Origin of the sequence: Candidatus Nitrosotenuis cloacae, assembly GCF_000955905.1 — an archaeon.
In the GTDB taxonomy this organism is placed as follows: Archaea; Thermoproteota; Nitrososphaeria; order Nitrososphaerales; family Nitrosopumilaceae; genus Nitrosotenuis; species Nitrosotenuis cloacae.
Map to the genome: position 1 here is coordinate 812,800 of NZ_CP011097.1, position 18,737 is coordinate 831,536.

The window sequence follows — 18,737 nt, forward strand, 5'->3', positions numbered from 1 at the left end:
TGACGTAACACTTAATTCAATAATGTAGAGTCCTTGAATTTGTGCGAGTATTACAATTACACTGCGATAGCATAGAGTATAATCCAATCAAAAAAGAGATAAAATCTGCAGAAGAAATAACGCCAGAACCAAAAAAAATTGAAGAGGTAGTTGTCTGTTTTGTGGCAATTGAATCCGGTGATGACTCTGAAATTGCGCAAAAGGCAATTGCCGAGATCAAGACCAGCATGGGAAAGGTTGGATGCAAAAAATTATTGTTATACCCATATGCCCATTTGAGCTCAAACCTGGCATCGCCAAGCACCGCACTATCACTACTAAAAGAAATGGAGTCGTCCGCATCTGATCTGGAAGTATCTCATGCGCCGTTTGGCTGGACCAAATCATACAATGTCAAAGTAAAGGGGCATCCACTAGCAGAAAGCTCAAAGGTCTTTACAAAAGAAGGACCATCCCATGATCACCATGGACACTCACATGATGATGAGGGCCAAGCATCAGAGGCACTAAAATCTGAATCCAAAATCAAGTCCTTCTGGTATATCATGTCACCAGATGGTATCATGACTGAGGTTGACAAGTTTAACTTTGCAAAACATCAAAAACTAGAGGTCTTGGCAAAATACGAGGCCGCCAAGAAAAGGGCAGTGGATGAGCCACCACCACACGTTAAACTAATGAAAAAGATGGCAATTGCAGACTACGAGCCTGCATCAGATTCTGGCAACATGAGGTTTTACCCAAATGGACGATTAATCAAGTCCTTGTTGGAGCGATTCGTCACAGACCAAGTCAAGGAATATGGCGGATTGGAAGTAGAGACTCCAATAATGTATGATTCGCATCACCCAAGCATGGAGAGCTACTTTAATCGATTCCCGGCAAGACAATACAACATCAACACAGAAGGCAAGCAACTGTTTTTGAGATTTGCAGCATGCTTTGGACAGTTCCTAATGGCAAATGACTTTCAAATCTCTTACAAGAACATGCCAATGAAACTGTACGAGCTTACCAGATATAGCTTTAGGCGAGAACAATCCGGAGAATTGGTTGGCCTCAGAAGATTGCGTGCATTTACAATGCCTGATTGCCATGCGTTTTGCACCGACATTCCGCAAGCAATAGATGAATTCAGGAAACGCTTTGATCTATCACAACATGTCCTAAAAGAGGTTGGAATTACAGAGCCAGACTATGAGATGGCAATCCGTTTCACAGAAGAATTTTACAATGAAAATAAATCCCACATTGAAGAGCTGGTCAAAAAGATGGGAAAGCCAGTCCTAGTAGAAATGTGGAAGGAGAGATTTTTCTATTTTGTCTTAAAATGGGAATTCAACTATGTGGATGATATGGGAAAAGCATCTGCGCTATCCACTGATCAAATCGATGTGGAAAACGGAATGCGCTATGGAATAAAATATTTTGATGAAAACAACATACCACACCATCCAATCATACTACACAATTCACCAAGCGGTGCCATAGAGCGAGTAATCTATGCGTTATTGGAAAAAGCAGCCTTGGACCAAAAACAAGGAAGAAAGGCACATCTGCCACTGTGGCTTGCCCCAACTCAGGTTAGGATCATACCTCTAAAGGAAGAGTTTTACTCACATTGTGAAGCCCTTGCGGACAAGCTAGTATCGCAAGAGATTCGTGTTGATATAGATGATAGAAACGAAAGCGTAGGCAAAAGAATCCGAGAATCCGAAACAGAATGGATTCAATATAGTCTGGTGATTGGCGAAAAAGAGATTGGCCAGCCAAACCTTTCAGTTAGGGACAGAAAGACAGGTGATGTCAAAGAAATATCATTTGATGCATTTGTTGAGGAGATAAAGTCTCAGACTGTCGGCAAGCCATTTACCAAGCTGAACATGTCGCGTCATCTATCCAAACGACCGCAAATAATGGTCTAAATCTAGTTCGTTTACTTTACACACCTCAAAGTAAAATAGCGATATTATGAATTTCACAATGGGCATGAATATTTTGGTCGCAGAGGACAGCGTCGCATATGGGGTATTATACCAAGAGATATTTCAATCAAAAGGCCATACAGTCAAGCTGACATTTGATGGACAGGAATGTGTAGACGAGTATTCATCCAACAAATCTTACGATGTGGTGATTTTGGATTATGGTATGCCAAAAAAGAATGGGCTTGATGCAGCAAAGGAAATTCTGGCAATAAATCCAAAGCAAAACATTGTCTTTATCTCAAGCTTTGGTGATCAGCTGGAATCACAAATTGAGGATCTTGGGTGGGGCAAAAAGGTCCAATTTGTGGAAAAGCCCTTCAGCTCAGTTGCTCTGGTCAATAAAGTAGAGCAACAATATTCAGAATCACTCCAAAAAATACCTGCCAAGTAAATTGCTATTGATTTATTTTCTAGTGGATTTTTGAGATTTGTATGAGTTATCTGGATTTGTATCTGACCAAGGATCCACTGTTAATCAGTCCGGGTGAGGCAAAAAATCCAACTGCCACGGTATTTGGTATTCCATTTGATTCAACTCATTCTTACAAGCCCGGCTGCCGATTTGGCCCAGATGCAATAAGAAAGGCCTTTAACAATATCGAGATTTTCCATCCTGATTTAGGAATTGATCTGGAAACTGCATCAATTGAAGACTTGGGCAATACGATGCACACTGCAAATGTGGAAGACATGTTGGATATGGTGGGTAAATTAACATCAGAGCTGACCAAAAAAGACCGACTGTTGGTGATTCTGGGTGGTGAGCACTCCCTCACATATGGAACATACATGAATGTCCCAAAAGACACCGGATACATCGTATTTGATGCTCATTATGATCTACGAGACGGATATGCCGGGGAACAATACAGTCACGCATCATATCTTAGACGAGTAGTTGAGAAAAAAGGTGCAGACAAAATAATTCATGTCGGTGCACGATCGTTTGTCAAAGAAGAACTATCATTTCTCAAAGAAAACAAAATCAAAACTATCACCGACAGAGATATTCGCGATGGCAAAGGACCAAAGATGGTAAAAGACGCTCTGTCTACATTTGATAAAACATACATCAGCGTAGACTTGGACGTGCTGGATCCTGCATTTGCGCCAGGTGTTGGTAACCCAGAGGCAGTAGGAATCACATCCCGCGAATTGTTTGATATGATCCATGCGACCAAGGACTCGAAAATCTCGGTGCTGGATGTGGTGGAATTAAACCCAACATATGATAATGGCGCTACGGCATCGCTTGCAGCCAAGCTGTTATCTACACTGGTTGCCATGAATTTTAAATAGACTGAAATTTTCTTTTGTGTAATTGCTAAATAATCTACGAGACTCGCTAAAACCAACACTGGAAAAGCTTGGCGCAAAGTTTGGCGCAACTGGACTTTCTCCCAACTTTTGGACCGGCGTTGGATTGGGTTTTGCGTTTTTGTGCTCGATGGTATATGGTCTAAATTCGTACATAACACATCCTTGGTTCAACGCTGCAATAATTGGCGGCATATTGCTTTTGGTTTCTGGATTTTTTGATATGGTGGACGGCCAAGTTGCCAGATACACCAAAAAGGTCTCAAAAAAGGGCGGATTTCTGGACTCTGTGTTTGACAAGATTGCCGAGGTTGCAATCTTTGCTGGATTGTTAGTTGGAGGATTTGCCGAGCCAATCTGGGTTTTATTGGCAATCACACTATCATTGCTGGTCAGCTATACAAGATCCAGAGCAGAATCACTTGGAATCAAGCTGCAGGGAATAGGAATTGGCGAGCGAGCAGAGAGATTGCTAGTAATTGCAATAATTGGTATGATTCCTGGCTTGATGCCGTATGCCATAGGAATTGTGATAGTAATTGCCGGAATTACCTTTATTCAGAGAATTATAGTGACGTCAAAAAACATTGCAGACTAACGTAATCTGCCAGTCTTTCTTCGAGAATCAGCTGATCTGATTTTCAGGATGCCAAAGTGAATTGCGCAAGAGATGCAGTACCATTTTAGAATTGATGGTGATGCAATGTATGCTCCTTGTGCTCTGAGCTCTTTTGCAAGTGAGTGCTCAACCAAGCTTAGTCTTGATGTGACTTTTTTTGCCTTGTCTTTTGGTACGGTTGCTCCGCAGTTTGTGCACTGTATACGGTCAGATGAGCCCTTGCCGCCCTTTCGTCGTCCTCTGCTTGCACGCTTTAATGGCATGGTATGCCTTCCGAGTGCCTCTTTATATTCTTGGTGTGATCTAGTCGGATTTTTGCGATACCAGATACACTGCAAACTTGTTATCTGCATCTATGGTGTAGTCTGATATTTTTTCAAACTCGTATCCTTTGATGGTCCTTACCTTTTGGTATAGCGATTCACCAATTACCAATGTGTTTGGTCTTGCAAGCGAATTGATCTTGGAGCATGTGTTTACTGTAGAGCCAAAGATATCATCAATGGCAGATGTTGCAACTATTGCTACTCGAACTGGGCCAAACATTGCGCTGATTCTATAGCTGACCTCTGGCAGTTTTTCAGCAAGTAATGCATGGTTTATTGTCTGCCTTGCCTCGATTAACTTCATACAGCAATGCATCATCTCTGAGAATGGCTCTGATTCATCAGAGTCGGTCTTTGGAAAATAATACAGTAACGCATCACCAATGTTTTTGACCACCACGCCATGGTTTTGTGTAATTGCAGTGGCAGTAGAATTTAGAAATATCGAGTAAAACTTGCTAGTCTCCATGTCTGATAGCTTGGCAGTAAGTTTCGTAGAACCTACAATATCCACAAAACACACACAATAATTGGAACTATACTGAGAGAACTGCAATAGGATGTCTTTTTGCTGCTTGATTACGTCTTCTCTTTCCTTGATTTTGAGCAGCGAGTCTTGGATCTTTTCTGCCATCTGATCAAAGGAATGCGCAAGCTGCCCAATCTCGTCTTTTGTCTTGATGTTGGTTCTGACATTAAAGTCACCGTTTGCGATTTGGTTTGCAGCGTTTTTTAGCTTGATTAACGGCTTTGACAATAACTTTGAGAGAAAGAATGCAGCAGCTCCAACTATTATGGTGATGATTGCACCAAGTACGATAATTTTGTCTCTAAGGTCTGCTACTGGCTCAAATATCTCTTCATTGTCTATCTCTACTAGTAACACCAAGCCCAAATTTTTGATGCAGCTTGATGCGCCTTCCACATCTCGGTGTCTGTAATCATTGTATGAACCGTAGTGATTTTGGCCTGTGGTAAAGCATGTTTCAACAGGTATGTTGTCTATTTTTTGATTAAATGCCGCATTTGGAATGAATCTTGACTCGGATACCAAGATACCGTTTTCATTTACCAAGTATGCCTCACCTGTTTTCCCTAGGCCTTGCCTGTCCAGCAGAATTTGATCAACTAGTTTTGTGTTTGCGGTAATTATTGCAACACCGAGTATTGCACTCTCCTTTGATTTTTCGTATATTGGTGATACCGTGACTGTCTTTCTTTTGTTGTCCTTGCCAAGCATAATTTGTGAGAATGTTTCTTTTGTACCTTTGATGAAAGTCGGGTCATCCAAATAACTTTCCTTAGTCTTTGTGTTTACCAAAGCAAAGTGGCGCTTGCCATTAATTCCGATTATCTCAACGTTTTCAAGATCATTCAGTCCGCCGATGCTTGCCTCAAATGCTTGCACCTCCACTAGAAACCCGAATCGATGATCCGCAATTGACTCTGCCAGTTTTTCATCGTCCGATATGGCGTTTAGGCCAATCATCAGATTCTTTATCATTGGATTTGTGGTGATTACTTGAATTTGCTCTATTTTGGAGCTCAAAATATTGTCCACTGATGCGCCCCTGATTGCAGATTCTCCCTTTAGCTGGTTTATGACCCTCTCTTCCAGTATGATGTTTGCGTAATGAAATGAAAAGAAGATGGTGATTCCGATTCCAATTAGGGATACTGTCATGACCAGTGAGACAAGCTTTTTGTCCAGCGTGACAGGAATTGGAGCCCTCATGGGTTTGATCGATTTTGCTTGGAATATCTCTTTTTCTCAGATTACTAGCTAAATTTATGCTAGTTCGACGTGATATGATGTGATGCGAGGCCTGTGTCACGTATGTCTGCAATCAAACGTGGAACTAGTAATAGAGCGTGGCCAAATTCTGTGCCAGGCTTGTCTGAAAAAAGCAAAAAACTAAATCCAAATCAGCTTGAGCAATCCAAGTGAAGCTTGCCGTTTTCTCGCATTGTACAATAGATGAGATAAAGATCAATGATGATCTGTATGAGAGGCCTGGTGGGCCTGCATGCTATTGCGGACTGGCTGCTAGGGAAATGGGTTTTGATGTGGAACTGGTGACAAAGTTTGGAACAGATTACACATTTTCTGATCAATTATCTCAAAACAAAATAAAATTTCAAAATACACCATCGCAAAAACCAACGACTAGATTCAGATTGGAAATAAACGATACCGACAGGACATTGTGGATAAAAAATACATGCGATAAAATCGAATACACCAAAACTAATGCAGATGGAATTCTGATCAGCCCAGTCTTTGATGAAGTATCTTTGGATGTATTGGAGAAGATAAAATCCGATGCAAACTTGGTCGCATTGGATCCTCAGGGGTTTTTGAGGCGGGCAGGGCCTGATGGTATGGTATCATTTGAGCGAACAAATCTGGACCTATCAAACATTGATGTGTTAAAGTCCGACCCAGGCGAGGTGAATAATCTGACAGGTCTTGAAGGACTGGAAGGCGCCAAACTGTTGCACAAAAAAATAGATCACATACTATACACAAACAAGCGCGACGTGTCATTATTTTACAAAAACAAACAATATTCCATCACGCTACCCAACATGGATATTTTTGATACATCTGGTGTTGGCGATATCTTTACTGCCACATATTGTTGTACAATGTTAAAGGAAAAGGATGCTTTGTGGGCACTAAGCTTTGCAGGTGGTGCAGCTCAGGCAGCTCTGGAATCAAAAGAGGTTGGACTGGACAAAATACCGCCAAAAGGCGCCACCCAGACAAATGCCTCGTATTTCTACAATATTATAAAGTTCAAAGACGTCTAAGCTTTTATTATAATCTAACAAACTGATCATTTGTGCAAATAGGAATCTCTGGTCTTACACCAAATGACATTGCAGTGAAAACAATCAAGACCGTTTTAGATGATTATGGAATTACATCGACCTATGTTGGATACAAGGCAAGAAAGGACCTTGATTGCATTATAGTGACTGGCGGTGATAGGGGTGTTCGCAATTATTTTCACAAAACCCAGGACGCACAGGTCCCTGTCCTCGGTGTTGGCGAGTCCGAGTCCAGTGGTTTTTTGGCACAAGTTGATCTAAAGGAATTCTCCAGTATGGTAAACAGGATAAAAAAATCAGACTATGAGATATCGGAATTTTCAAGGCTGGCAGTCAAAATAGATGGCAAGCCCGTCTATCCAGTACTGAATGATGTAGCTGTGTTTTCATCAAAATCTGCCATGTTAATGGAGCATGTATTGCGAGTAAACCATGAAGAGGTCTGGCATGATTCCAGTGATGGTGTAATCATATCAACACCTACTGGCTCGTCTGCATATTCAATGTCGGCAGGAGGACCAATGATATTTCAGGACTCGCCAGTGTTTGGTATTGTATCTGTTAATTCTCTAGATATTACCAGGAGACCGCTAATCGTCCATGACACCAGCCTAATTGAGGTAGATGATGTACGATCCAGACTGTTCTGCGAAGTGGTATTGGATGGTGTGGATAGATTCAGAATAAACAATACACTCGAGTGCACAAAATCCGCACCATCTGCCAAGGTCATAAAAATAAAAAAAGACTCTACTGCAGTATCTGCTCTGACCAAAAAGGTCCGGCTGGCAGAAGACCTGCTAAACATGCCTCCAAGCTCAAAGCTTTTGCTAAAAACACTGGAATATGAGGGGTCTTTGACTCAGCGAGACCTAGTCACCAGAACCTTACTCCCAGACAGAACAGTCCGACTGGCGCTGCGACATTTATTGGACAAGGGCTATGTCAAAAAGAAGATATCAATTCGAGATGCACGGCAGAAAATCTACGAAATATCAAAGACCTAGCTTGCAGATGCACGAATAAAGGCCTCAAAGGATTCCTCTGGAAAGCCAGGCCTGCTGTTAAACTCTGGGTGGAATTGTACCCCAAAATAGAATTTGTGAGACGGTATCTCTAGCATCTCCATTCTCTTGGAATTATCAGATTCTGCTGAAAAGATCAATCCGTTTTTCTCAAATGCTTCCAGATATTTGGTGTTGATTTCATATCGGTGTCGATGTCGCCTTGCAACATGATCAGAGCTGTATGTCTTGTGAGCTATGGTATTTTGTTTGATGGTAATGTCGTGCGCCCCCAGTCTTAGTGAGCCGCCCATGTTTGATACTGTTTTTTGCTCTGGCAGCAAATCCACTATTGGATGTGTAGTGTTTGGGTCTAGCTCTGTCGAATTTGCATCGGAATAATTACAAACGTGTCTGCCAAATGCAACTGCTGCAAGCTGAAATCCAAAACAGATTCCAAGATATGGAATATTTTTCTCTCTTGCAAAGTTTGCTGTTTTTATTATTCCCTCAGAGCCTCTAGAACCAAATCCTCCCGGCACTAAAATTCCGTTATACTTTGATAGTATGTCCACGTTTCCGTTTATTCCCTCTGAGTCAATCCAGTCTATTGTGATGGTTTTTCCTATCTTTGCGCCTGCGTGTTTTAGTGCGTGGTTTACGCTGACATAGCTATCTGCCAGTGTGACGTATTTTCCAACCATTGCTATTTTTATTTCGCCTTCGCCGTGCTGCATTGACTGGACAATTCTGTTCCAGCTGTCCCAGTTTGCAGCGGAGTTTATCATGCCTACCTTGCCAAATTTAGTAAATATCGTATCTACAATTCCCTGCTCAAATAGAATCTGCGGCACCATAAAGATGGACTTTACATCATGGCATGAAAATACATCATTTGCGGTTACGTTTGTAAACATGGAGATTTTTTTCTTTGTTGATTCCAATAATGGTGTGGTACATCTCACTGCCATCAAGTCTGGCTGGATACCGATTCTTCGCAATTCCTGGACGGAGTGTTGTGTTGGTTTGGTCTTTTGCTCACCTACCACATCTAGTGATGGTGCCAAAGTAACGTGGACGAAAATAACACCTGTTGGACCTTCTTCCAGTCTTAGCTGTCTTAGTGCCTCTAAAAATGGCAATGATTCTATATCTCCAACTGTTCCACCACACTCTACTACCAACATGTCAAGCTTTTCGTCTTCGGCTATTTTGCGAATTCTTCGCTTTATCTCGTCTGTGACATGGGGTATGATCTGAACACATGCGCCCAAATATTCGCCCTTTCTTTCAGCCTCTATTACAGAAGAGTAAATCTGGGCAGTTGTAATGTTGTGGGTTTTTCGGATGTTTTGGTTTAGGAATCGCTCATAGTTACCAATATCCATATCGCATTCGCCGCCATCGTCCGTAACATAGACCTCACCGTGTGCGATAGGATTCATGGTACCTGCGTCATAGTTTAGGTATGGATCTATCTTTACACAAGAGACCTTTTGGTTTGATAATTGTAATAGTTTGGCAATCGATGATGAGACTACACCCTTGCCTAGGCCGGACATGACTCCACCTGTCACAAAAATGAACTTTGTCTGCACATTTGGATAAGGAAAATCATGTTTTTATTTCTTTTTTTGCGGATATGCTTTAATCGACATGATTTGTGTCTCAAAGAATGATCGAAGACCTCTGGGTATCAATTCTGGGTAGTGTGGCAGCTGCCCTAGTTACTGGGAGTTTTGTGCCACAAGTGATTCGTGGTTATAGGACAAAGAGCCTAAATGACGTCTCGTATTGGCTCATGATTACCATATGTGTTGGGCTTTGTCTGTGGATCGTATATGGTATAATAAAACAGGACTGGGTCATAATTGGCGCCAACATCTCTACAATAGCGCTAAACGTGATATTATTGGGACTGAAGATCAAGTATTCAAAATAATCTATTTTGTTGCTGCCTTTAGCTGTTTGGTAAATGCGGTAATGGTTTTCTGGATTTTATTGGATGGTGTCTTTTCTATTATTTTGATTAGTGCCGAGCCAACAATTGCAGCATCTGCACCAGATTTTATGTAATCTTTAATGTCCTGTGGTGTGGATATGCCAAAGCCAATTCCAACTGGGACATTTCCTTTTGCGATTTTTTTAGTGTTTTTTAGCGCATCGATTGTGTATTTTTGAATTTTATTTTGCACACCAGTTGTACCAAACACAGATACCAGATACAAAAATCCTGTAGTCTGTCTTACTATTTGGGATAGTCTGGATGTGCTGGTGTTTGGCGAGACCAAAAATATCGTATCCAGTTTGTGTTTTTTTGCGGCCTTGAGATATTCCTTTGATTCTTCCACTGTCATGTCTGGCGTTATTATTCCGTCCAGGCCTGCCTCTTTTACTAATTTGAAAAATTGTTCATATCCTTTATGATATAGAATGTTGGTGTATGTCATTAGTACGAGTGGAATCTGACTTTCTTTTCTGATTTGCCTAACTAAATCCAAAAACTGGCTCATCTTAGTTCCCCTTTCCAGAGATATGGTGCTTGCATGCTGGATCACAGGCCCGTCTGCCAGGGGATCTGAGAATGGAAATCCCAACTCTATAATGTCTGCACCACCATCAATCAAGCCACGCACCGCAGATATGGTGTCTTTGTATGTTGGATAGCCCACCATCACATACGTGATGAGTGCTTTTTCTCCGGCTGATTCCAGCTCGGTAAATTTATTTTGAATTCTTGACATATTCCTGCACTACTTCAACGTCCTTGTCTCCACGGCCTGACAATGTTACTACTATGCTGTCTGATTTTGGTTTTTTCTTTGCAAGTTTAACTGCCTCTGCTATTGCATGAGCTGATTCCAAAGCTGGTATGATTCCCTCTGTTTGTGTTAATAACAAAAACGCATCAATCACCTCCTTGTCTGTGGCACTGGTATAGTGGACACGATTTTTGTCCTTGAGGTATGAGTGCTCTGGTCCCACCCCAGGATAGTCTAGGCCTGCCGATATACTGTGGGTTTCCTGAATTTGTCCTTCAGAATCTTGCAGTAGATAAGTCATCATACCATGTAAGACTCCCTTGGAGCCTGCAGACAAGGTTGCAGAATGGTGTCCTGATTTTAGGCCCTGGCCTGCGGCTTCTACACCAATTATTTCAGTATCTGAATCAATCAATGGGTAAAATGTCCCAATTGCATTAGAGCCCCCACCAACACATGCAATTACAGCATCTGGTGTCTTTTTGCCAAATTTTTTGATTTGCTGCTTTATCTCTTCTCCGATTATGGATTGGAAATCCCTTACCATCACAGGATATGGGTGTGGTCCTACTGCCGAGCCCAGTAAATAATAGGTGTCCTTGACGTTTGTAATCCAGTCCCGGATTGCCTCGTTTATTGCGTCCTTTAGGGTCTGGGATCCTGCCTTTACTGCATGGACCTCACATCCAAGCATATTCATTCTAAAGACGTTTAGCTTTTGTCGTATGGTATCCTTGTAGCCCATGTAGACCTCGGCTTTTAATCCCAAGGCAGCGCATGCCATCGCAGTTGCCACTCCGTGTTGCCCAGCACCCGTCTCTGCTATGATTCGAGTCTTTTTCATGCGTTTTGCAAGCAAGGCCTGGCCCAAAGTATTGTTGATTTTATGAGCGCCGCCATGGAGTAAATCTTCTCGCTTTAGGTATATTTTTGCACCACCTATTTTCTCAGTCAGATTCTTTGCATAGTATAATGGGGTTGGACGTCCTGCATATTGGGTCAGGTAATAGTGTAATTCTTTTTTGAATGTAGGATCGTTTTTGTATTTGAGATATCTCTGTTCTAGTTCTTCAATTGCTGGAACGAGTGTCTCTGGAATGTATTTTCCGCCAAAATCTCCAAACCTTCCGTCCTTTGGGAATTTAATCTTCATATTGCGTTCACCAAGCTCCGAACGTTCTCTTTAATATTTTCTGACTTCATTATACTAGAGCCAATCAGGAATGCGCCGGTGCCACATTTTTTTAAGAACTGGATGTCTGATGGATTTTCTATTCCGCTCTCGGATACTATTATTCTGTTATTGTGATGCCCGTTCAGGATATTTTTGGTAGTGTTGATATCGATTTGTAGGGTGTCCAGATTGCGGTTATTGATTCCAACCAGATCCGCATCGGTATTCAGAGAATTTTCAAATTCTGATTTTGTGTGTGCCTCAACTAGTACCTTTAGGCCTTGCTTGTGGCCATAATCAATGAATTCGTCAATATCCTTGAGGTATCCTTGATCAAACAACGACTGTATCAGTAACATGTAATCTGCGCCGATTTTTTTTGCAGCCTCGATTTGTATCTTGTCTACTACGATATCTTTCATCAGCATTGGAATTTTGATTTTCTTTCTAATCTGCATAAAATAGCTTGGCGAGCCCTCAAATAGATATGGTTGAGTCAAAACCGATAACGCCTGTGCACCACCATCCACCATATCTTGGGCAATTTGAACTGGGTCTGATTTTTGCCTGATTTTGCCCAAAGATGGTGATGAGAATTTTATCTCTGTGATTAGTGATGCATGAGGATTTGATTTTATGGACTGTATGAGATCAATGTCTGATTTTTGCAAAGACTCTGCTATCTCATATGTGCCGTCTGCAATGGCCTGCCTGGAATTGTCTACTAGTTTTTTTAGCGTACTCATTACAACCCCTCCAGTTTTGTGTGGTCTCCACAATCTTTGATGAAATTCTCAAAATGAGTGTAAGCATTTCCTGATTTTAGTGACTCGTTTGCCATTTCTAATCCCTCTTCAAAGTCTTGGGCCAAATTTGCAACAATTAGGCCGCCTGCTGCATTTAGCGCAGTAATCTCTATCATTGCCTGACTTGCTGTTCCTTTCAGTACTGACACAAAAGCATTGATTGCCTCTTGTTTTGATGATATTTGCAAGTCTTTGATTGTTGCCTGGTGTAGGCCGAATCTTTGTGCATCGATTATTGTTTCACCAATTTTGCCGTCGCGCAAAAAGCAGACCTTATTCTTTGATGTGGTAGATAGCTCATCCAATCCATCCTGAGAGTGAACAGTCATGATGTTTTGTGCACCGCGTTTTTTCAAAATATCCACTATTCTGTTCAGGTATTCTTCCGAATACACTCCGATTAGTTGGTGTTTTACTCTGGCTGGATTACATAGAGGACCTAGCAGATTAAATGCGGTTCGTGTGTTGAGCAGTTTTCTTGATGCTGCAACGTTTTTCATTGCCGGATGAAACCTTTGTGCAAACAAAAATCCGATTCTATGTTTTTCTATTATACTGGTGATGGTAGCGGCATCTGCGTTTAGATCATATCCAAAATACTCGAAAATATCTGCACTGCCGGAGATTCCGGAAACCGAACGATTCCCATGCTTTGCCACTATTCCACCACAAGATGCCACAACAAATGCTGCCGTAGTAGAAATGTTGAATGTGTGTAATTTGTCGCCACCAGTTCCACATACATCGATTATGGTTCCCTTGCATTTTGGTTGGATATGAACGCCATATTCTTCCATCTTTGCAAGCATTGCGGTTAATTCTTCGTCGGTTTCGCCTTTTTTTGTCAGATTCTGCAAAAAGGCTGCCTTTAGCTCATCTGTTTCTCCCTCTACTAGAAGCAATTTCATTGCATTGTGCATTTCATTTGAGGTTAGGTTTGCGCCGACTTCGAGTCTGGCAATGTAATTTTCTAGCATTTTTTTACCTTGTCTATGAAATTTTGCAGTATTTTTTTGCCTTCTGTAGTTAGAATGGATTCTGGATGGAACTGGACTCCCTCTATCAGATATTGCTTGTGGGACACGCCCATTACCTCGCCATCATCCTCTGCTATTGCTGTGATCTTTAAAACGTCTGGTATGATCGTTTTATCACCCACCAAAGAATGATACCTGGTGGCACGAAACGGGTTTTGCACGCCAGAAAATAATGAATCGGAATAATGCTTGATCTGGCTTGTCTTGCCATGTCGAACACTACCTGCATTGACCACTTTACCTCCAAATTCATGTATTATGCCCTGGTGCCCAAGGCAAATTCCAAGAATTGGTGTGGTTGGACCCAAGTCTTTGATTATTGCAGAGCACACCCCAAAGTATCGCTTGTCCTCTGGAGTTCCGGGGCCTGGTGATATGATTATTGCATCATAATGGTTTTGTTTGATTTGGTTTATTGTTATTTTGTCGTTGCGAATCACATCTGATTCTACACCAAGCTCGCCAAGCAATTGTGCGATATTGTATGTGAATGAATCGTAATTGTCTATGATTAGAAATTTCATTTTGTTGCCTCTTTTAGTGCTGAGATCATTGCGTTTACCTTGTGTTCTGTTTCTTTGAATTCGCTTTCTGGTGTCGAGTCCATGACAATTCCTGCACCTGACTGGGCAAATCCTGAATTGCCATCAAAGAAGATGCTTCGAATGGCTATTGCAAAATCACAGCATCCGTTGTTTGAGAAATATCCGACAGCTCCTGCATATTGCTCCCTGATGTCTGGTTCCAGATCATTGATTATCTCCATGGCTCGAACCTTTGGGGCACCAGTAACGGTTCCTGCCGGAAAGACAGCCTCAAAGGCAGAAAACATATCGTGTTTATCATCTAATGTCCCAACCACATGAGTTACAATATGTTGTACATGCGAGAATCGTTTTACCTGCATTAGTTCGGTTACATGGACCGTTCCATATTTGCAGACACGTCCAACGTCGTTTCGCCCAAGGTCAACTAGCATGGTGTGCTCGGCAATCTCTTTTTCATCCGATAATAGTTCTTGTTCTAGTTGCTTGTTTTTTGCCTCATTATCGGTTATTTTTCGGGTTCCGGCAATTGGGAATGTCTCTACGTGCTTTCCTGTGACTCGGACCAGCATTTCAGGCGAGCACCCAATGTAGGTTTTTTGTCCAAACTTCATGTGGTATAGATACGGTGAAGGGTTTAGTGCACGCAATTCTTTGTAAACTCGCAGAAAATCACCATCTGCTGAAAAATTGAATCGTCTTGATAGTACTACCTGAAAGATATCACCAGAGTGTAGATATTTTTTTGCCTGGTTCACCATAGAGGAGAATTGTGTTTCGTTGAGATTTGGTGTTATATCAGACAGGGTGATTGTACCAAATTTTCTCTCTGATTGTTTTATCTGGTTGATTCTATTTTCATCATAGTAAAAGTAAAGAGATTGTTTTGTTTTGTTATCATACAAGATACCGTCTTGGTATATGCCAAACTCAATTAGTGGTTTGGAGTTGTTCTTGATTGGAATGTTTTCGTACAGTTTGATTGCGTCATAGTTTATGATTCCAACTGCGCCACCCAAATATCGGTGGGATTGATTTGTGGTTTGTGAAATGAATGATTTCAGCTCGGCCACTGGGTCTTTTGTTGGGATGGTTTTGATGGTGCCATCACTATATGATAGAATGATCCTGTCTGCAAAGCCTTGGATGATTATTTTTGGATCAAAGCCAATGATTGATGTTTCGGCCAGCTCCTCAGGTCCTGTCAGTGATTCAAACAGAAATGTGTGGGTATAGTGTTGTTCCAGTCTAGAATAGATTTCAAATTGAGTGCCAGGTAAGCTTAGGGGTATTACTGTAGGATTAGAGTTACCAAAGGTGGCCACCCATGATATGGTACCTCGGTGTGGCATATTTAATGAGTGTGAATCTGATAAATTTTGCAAAAAATTGTTCCAAATTGTGCGTGCTTAGGCTCAAATTTTGTAAGAATTACGGTATGGTACGGTACCTTTATATGCGATCTTGTGCTATAGTACCCCATGAGTCAGATGCTTGCAAAACCAAAATCACATGTATTGTATTCAGAGATGTATTTTGGCAAACCGCAAATCCACCTGAGAAGCTCAGCCACTGAGGTCGCATGTCAGTTGTGCAAATCCGAGCTCAGAGAGGGAATTGGAATCACTGCAAAACGAATGGGTGACAGAATTGTCTTTGTTTGCAGCGAGCACGGATTTTAGTATACCAAAACTGATAAAGCTCGACTAGACGCATCATACCATGACGGATTTTGTCCACGAACCATACAAGACAATCCACATTCGTGATATCATAAAGCTGAGTCTGGATGATCTAATTAGTATGATTTCATCACTTGAAGCAGCAAATGCGTATTGGGCGGACGGCGTGCTTTTTGTTAGCTTTACAATTGCTGAATCTGATGATCTGGGGAAAAAAGAAATCGAAGGAGAAACATATCTGGACAAAATAGTATTTTGCAAATATGACAAATATACGAAGACTGCAAAATCATCTACCAATCTTGAAATTAATGTGCTAAATGTGCAAAAAAGTCACTTGCATCGTGACCTAATAGTGTGGCTAAAAAAACAACCGTCGTGGAATGAATAATGAGTATTGTTAATCCAAATTATAATTCGACTGATCAGAAAATCGCCAAATCTGACATTCCAGTTGGTGATCTGATTGCATATTTTCGAGTAAAGTGTAGCGCTTGTGGCCATCACAGAATAATGCATGATTCCTCTGGAAAATGCGAGGGTGTGATGAACAAGCCCTGTAATTCGGGCTGTGACAAATTCATACCAGAATTATAAAAAACAAATACAGGAATCATGCTATACAAATCATGTATGTTGCAATAATAGAGATGCCTCTGAAGGAAGAAAAAGAAGAAGAGTTCAAGGCCTGGATTCATCAGACCAACCAAACATTATCAAAGCAGCCTGGATTCATTAATCGCAGGCTGGCAAAATCCGAAGATGGAAAATACATCATAATTGCCGAGTTTGCCGATAAAGAATCACACCACAAAATTCACCAAACACCAGAGCACCACCAAATCTCAATGCAATTGATGAGTTTTCTAAAGCAGGGACCATCACGCAAATTTTACGATATTATTTCACAGTAAATGATTTCTAACTACCAAATAGGGCTGGTTACTGCGCCTTGCGCAGCAGATCCTACAAGTGATGCATATTTTGCCAATGCTCCTGACTCATAGTTTGGCTTGCGCGGCGTCCATTGTTTTCTTCTGTTTTCCATCTCGTTTGGTGAAATGTGCAGGTCAATCTTGTTAGTTTCTGTATCTACTGTGATTTCATCGCCATCATTTACTAGTGCAATGTTTCCGCCAACATAGGCCTCTGGCGCCACATGACCAATCATGAACCCTCGAGTTGCACCTGAAAATCTACCATCAGTTACCATTGCTACTTTTTCGCCCAAGCCTTGGCCTACCAAGGCAGCAGTGACTGCAAGCATCTCTCGCATTCCAGGCCCACCCTTTGGACCCTCATATCGTATCACTACTACATCGCCTTCTTTGATCTTACCCTGCGATACTGCATCAAATGCCAATTCTTCCCTATCAAAGCACTTGGCCTTTCCAGTAAATTTGGTGATTTTAACGCCTGACATTTTGACTACGGCGCCATCTGGTGCCAAAGAGCCCCTGAGTATTACGGCAGTTCCGGTTTGGTGTAATGGGTTTGCCAAGGGTTTTACAATATCGTCGTTTGATGGCGGTAATGCTATGTTGTCCAGATTTTGCTTCATGGTTTTTCCGGTTATGGTCAGAACATTCTCGTGTAGTAATTTTCTGTCAAGCAGTTTTTTGAGCATCAATGGCACGCCGCCAACTTTATCCAGATCATTCATCACATACATTCCGCCTGGTTTGAGATCAGCTACGTGTGGTACTTTTCTTCTTACTCGCTCAAAGTCATCATAGGTTAGTTTGACTTTGGCCTCATGAGATATTGCCAACAAGTGCAATATGGCATTGGTTGAACCACCGATTGCATTTAGTATTGTTATGGCATTCTCAAATGCCTCAAATGTCAGAATATCACGGGGTCGAATGTTATTTTTGAGTGCTTGAACGCATGCAACGCCTGTATCGTACACCATTTTTTCTCTTCTTTCATCTTCTGCTGGAGGTGATGCACTACCAGGCAATGCAATTCCTAATGCTTCGGAAATTGACGCCATTGTATTTGCAGTAAACATACCACCGCAAGAACCAGCGGTTGGACATGCATAGTTTTCAATGTTTTTGAGTGCCTCTAGTGTGAGATTTCCAGCGTCATATGCTCCGACTGCCTCGTACACATCTTGTACTGTGAGCTGTTTTCCATTTAGCATGCCCGGCATTATAGTTCCACCATACACGAATATTGATGGTAGATTCAATCGAGCCATTGCCATCATTGTGCCAGGCAAGCTCTTATCACACCCTGCAATTCCTACCAGTCCATCATATTGATGTGCACGCACCATCAATTCTATAGAATCTGCAATTACCTCTCTTGATATCAGTGAAGACTTCATTCCTTCGTGGCCCATGGCTATCCCATCGGATACTGCTATGGTGGAAAATTCTCTTGGGGTAAATCCCGCATCTGACACTCCTTGCTTTGCCTTGATTGCTAGTCTTGGCAGGTGAATATTACAAGGTGTGGCCTCATTTCCAGTGTGACACACGCCAATAAACGGTTTATCTAAATCATTGTCAGTTAGGCCCATTGCCTTGTACATGGCTCGGTGTGGGGCCCGTGATGTTCCCTCTACTACGTTTCTGCTTGATATTTCCATCATATCACCACCATATTCAATACAATATTAGAATTTGGTTGAT

The 18,737-nt window shown here is 41.7% G+C and carries 21 protein-coding genes; 11 read left to right on the forward strand and 10 right to left on the reverse strand.

The features are described from left to right. The first annotated feature begins 41 nt into the window (after positions 1-41). The 4 genes from SU86_RS04550 to SU86_RS04565 are packed head-to-tail and all read left to right on the forward strand — an operon-like array spanning position 42 to position 3,903. The gene (locus tag SU86_RS04550) at positions 42-1,925 is read left to right on the forward strand and encodes a threonine--tRNA ligase (RefSeq protein ID WP_048187757.1); all 1,884 of its coding nucleotides are present in this window, start codon (positions 42-44) and stop codon (positions 1,923-1,925) included. Between the two features lie 46 nt (positions 1,926-1,971). Beyond that, positions 1,972-2,379, forward strand: a complete 408-nt coding sequence (locus SU86_RS04555) for a response regulator (protein ID WP_052755504.1) — start codon at positions 1,972-1,974, stop codon at positions 2,377-2,379. Positions 2,380-2,420: 41 nt separating this feature from the next. Beyond that, the gene (gene speB, locus SU86_RS04560) at positions 2,421-3,287 is read left to right on the forward strand and encodes an agmatinase (protein ID WP_048187758.1); all 867 of its coding nucleotides are present in this window, start codon (positions 2,421-2,423) and stop codon (positions 3,285-3,287) included. Positions 3,288-3,309: 22 nt separating this feature from the next. Continuing rightward, positions 3,310-3,903 carry a CDP-alcohol phosphatidyltransferase family protein gene (locus SU86_RS04565; RefSeq protein ID WP_048187759.1) on the forward strand — a complete coding sequence of 198 codons (594 nt, stop codon included), beginning with the start codon at positions 3,310-3,312 and terminating at the stop codon, positions 3,901-3,903. Here SU86_RS04565 and SU86_RS04570 read toward each other — a convergent pair. Together SU86_RS04570 and SU86_RS04575 are read right to left on the reverse strand one after the other, a co-directional pair. Next, positions 3,900-4,187, reverse strand: coding sequence for a 30S ribosomal protein S26e (locus tag SU86_RS04570; protein ID WP_048187760.1), 288 nt, complete (start codon positions 4,185-4,187; stop codon positions 3,900-3,902). The genes SU86_RS04565 and SU86_RS04570 overlap by 4 nt on opposite strands. Positions 4,188-4,227: 40 nt before the next feature. After that, entirely contained in the window at positions 4,228-5,985 is a 1,758-nt protein-coding gene (locus SU86_RS04575) for a HAMP domain-containing protein (RefSeq protein WP_048187761.1), read from the reverse strand. Positions 5,986-6,194: 209 nt separating this feature from the next. Between SU86_RS04575 and SU86_RS04580 the strand changes: the two genes are divergently transcribed. Further along, positions 6,195-7,064, forward strand: a complete 870-nt coding sequence (locus SU86_RS04580) for a PfkB family carbohydrate kinase (protein ID WP_048187762.1) — start codon at positions 6,195-6,197, stop codon at positions 7,062-7,064. A 32-nt stretch (positions 7,065-7,096) separates the two neighbouring features. Then, the gene (locus SU86_RS04585) at positions 7,097-8,092 is read left to right on the forward strand and encodes an NAD(+)/NADH kinase (protein ID WP_048187763.1); all 996 of its coding nucleotides are present in this window, start codon (positions 7,097-7,099) and stop codon (positions 8,090-8,092) included. Here the strand turns inward: SU86_RS04585 and SU86_RS04590 are convergent. After that, on the reverse strand, positions 8,089-9,687 hold the full coding sequence (locus tag SU86_RS04590) for a CTP synthase (protein WP_048187764.1): 1,599 nt from the start codon (positions 9,685-9,687) through the stop codon (positions 8,089-8,091). The genes SU86_RS04585 and SU86_RS04590 overlap by 4 nt on opposite strands. Positions 9,688-9,764: 77 nt before the next feature. On the opposite strand from SU86_RS04590, the gene SU86_RS04595 reads away from it, so the two are divergent. After that, positions 9,765-10,031 (forward strand): SemiSWEET family sugar transporter, encoded by a 267-nt coding sequence (locus SU86_RS04595; RefSeq protein ID WP_048187765.1) that lies wholly within the window; start codon positions 9,765-9,767, stop codon positions 10,029-10,031. Position 10,032: 1 nt separating this feature from the next. Here SU86_RS04595 and trpA read toward each other — a convergent pair whose 3' ends face one another. The 6 genes from trpA to SU86_RS04625 are packed head-to-tail and all read right to left on the reverse strand — an operon-like array spanning position 10,033 to position 15,738. Beyond that, a complete protein-coding gene (trpA, locus tag SU86_RS04600) occupies positions 10,033-10,833 on the reverse strand; it encodes a tryptophan synthase subunit alpha (protein ID WP_048187767.1) in 801 nt (266 codons plus the stop codon). Continuing rightward, the gene (gene trpB, locus SU86_RS04605; RefSeq protein WP_048187769.1) at positions 10,814-12,004 is read right to left on the reverse strand and encodes a tryptophan synthase subunit beta; all 1,191 of its coding nucleotides are present in this window, start codon (positions 12,002-12,004) and stop codon (positions 10,814-10,816) included. Before trpB ends, trpA begins: the two co-directional genes overlap by 20 nt. Further along, positions 12,001-12,771, reverse strand: a complete 771-nt coding sequence (locus tag SU86_RS04610; protein WP_048189201.1) for an indole-3-glycerol phosphate synthase TrpC — start codon at positions 12,769-12,771, stop codon at positions 12,001-12,003. Before SU86_RS04610 ends, trpB begins: the two co-directional genes overlap by 4 nt. After that, positions 12,771-13,808, reverse strand: coding sequence for an anthranilate phosphoribosyltransferase (gene trpD, locus SU86_RS04615; RefSeq protein ID WP_048187770.1), 1,038 nt, complete (start codon positions 13,806-13,808; stop codon positions 12,771-12,773). The genes SU86_RS04610 and trpD overlap by 1 nt, the downstream gene beginning before the upstream one ends. Further along, entirely contained in the window at positions 13,802-14,392 is a 591-nt protein-coding gene (locus SU86_RS04620; protein WP_048187772.1) for an anthranilate synthase component II, read from the reverse strand. The genes trpD and SU86_RS04620 overlap by 7 nt, the downstream gene beginning before the upstream one ends. Beyond that, complete coding sequence (locus SU86_RS04625) at positions 14,389-15,738, reverse strand: anthranilate synthase component I family protein (protein ID WP_048189203.1); 1,350 nt, start codon at positions 15,736-15,738, stop codon at positions 14,389-14,391. Before SU86_RS04625 ends, SU86_RS04620 begins: the two co-directional genes overlap by 4 nt. 156 nt (positions 15,739-15,894) lie before the next feature. On the opposite strand from SU86_RS04625, the gene SU86_RS04630 reads away from it, so the two are divergent. From SU86_RS04630 to SU86_RS04640, 4 genes are read left to right on the forward strand one after another with little or no spacing between them, the layout of a single operon-like run. After that, positions 15,895-16,095, forward strand: a complete 201-nt coding sequence (locus SU86_RS04630; protein WP_148550787.1) for a hypothetical protein — start codon at positions 15,895-15,897, stop codon at positions 16,093-16,095. Positions 16,096-16,135: 40 nt separating this feature from the next. Continuing rightward, entirely contained in the window at positions 16,136-16,486 is a 351-nt protein-coding gene (locus tag SU86_RS04635; RefSeq protein ID WP_048187775.1) for a hypothetical protein, read from the forward strand. Beyond that, positions 16,486-16,692, forward strand: coding sequence for a hypothetical protein (locus SU86_RS09490; protein WP_082096131.1), 207 nt, complete (start codon positions 16,486-16,488; stop codon positions 16,690-16,692). The genes SU86_RS04635 and SU86_RS09490 overlap by 1 nt, the downstream gene beginning before the upstream one ends. Before the next feature lie 32 nt (positions 16,693-16,724). Further along, the gene (locus SU86_RS04640) at positions 16,725-17,009 is read left to right on the forward strand and encodes an antibiotic biosynthesis monooxygenase family protein (protein WP_048187778.1); all 285 of its coding nucleotides are present in this window, start codon (positions 16,725-16,727) and stop codon (positions 17,007-17,009) included. A gap of 11 nt (positions 17,010-17,020) precedes the next feature. On the opposite strand, the gene ilvD is transcribed toward SU86_RS04640, so the two are convergent. Beyond that, the gene (gene ilvD / locus SU86_RS04645) at positions 17,021-18,694 is read right to left on the reverse strand and encodes a dihydroxy-acid dehydratase (protein WP_177318919.1); all 1,674 of its coding nucleotides are present in this window, start codon (positions 18,692-18,694) and stop codon (positions 17,021-17,023) included. Positions 18,695-18,737: the final 43 nt, after the last annotated feature.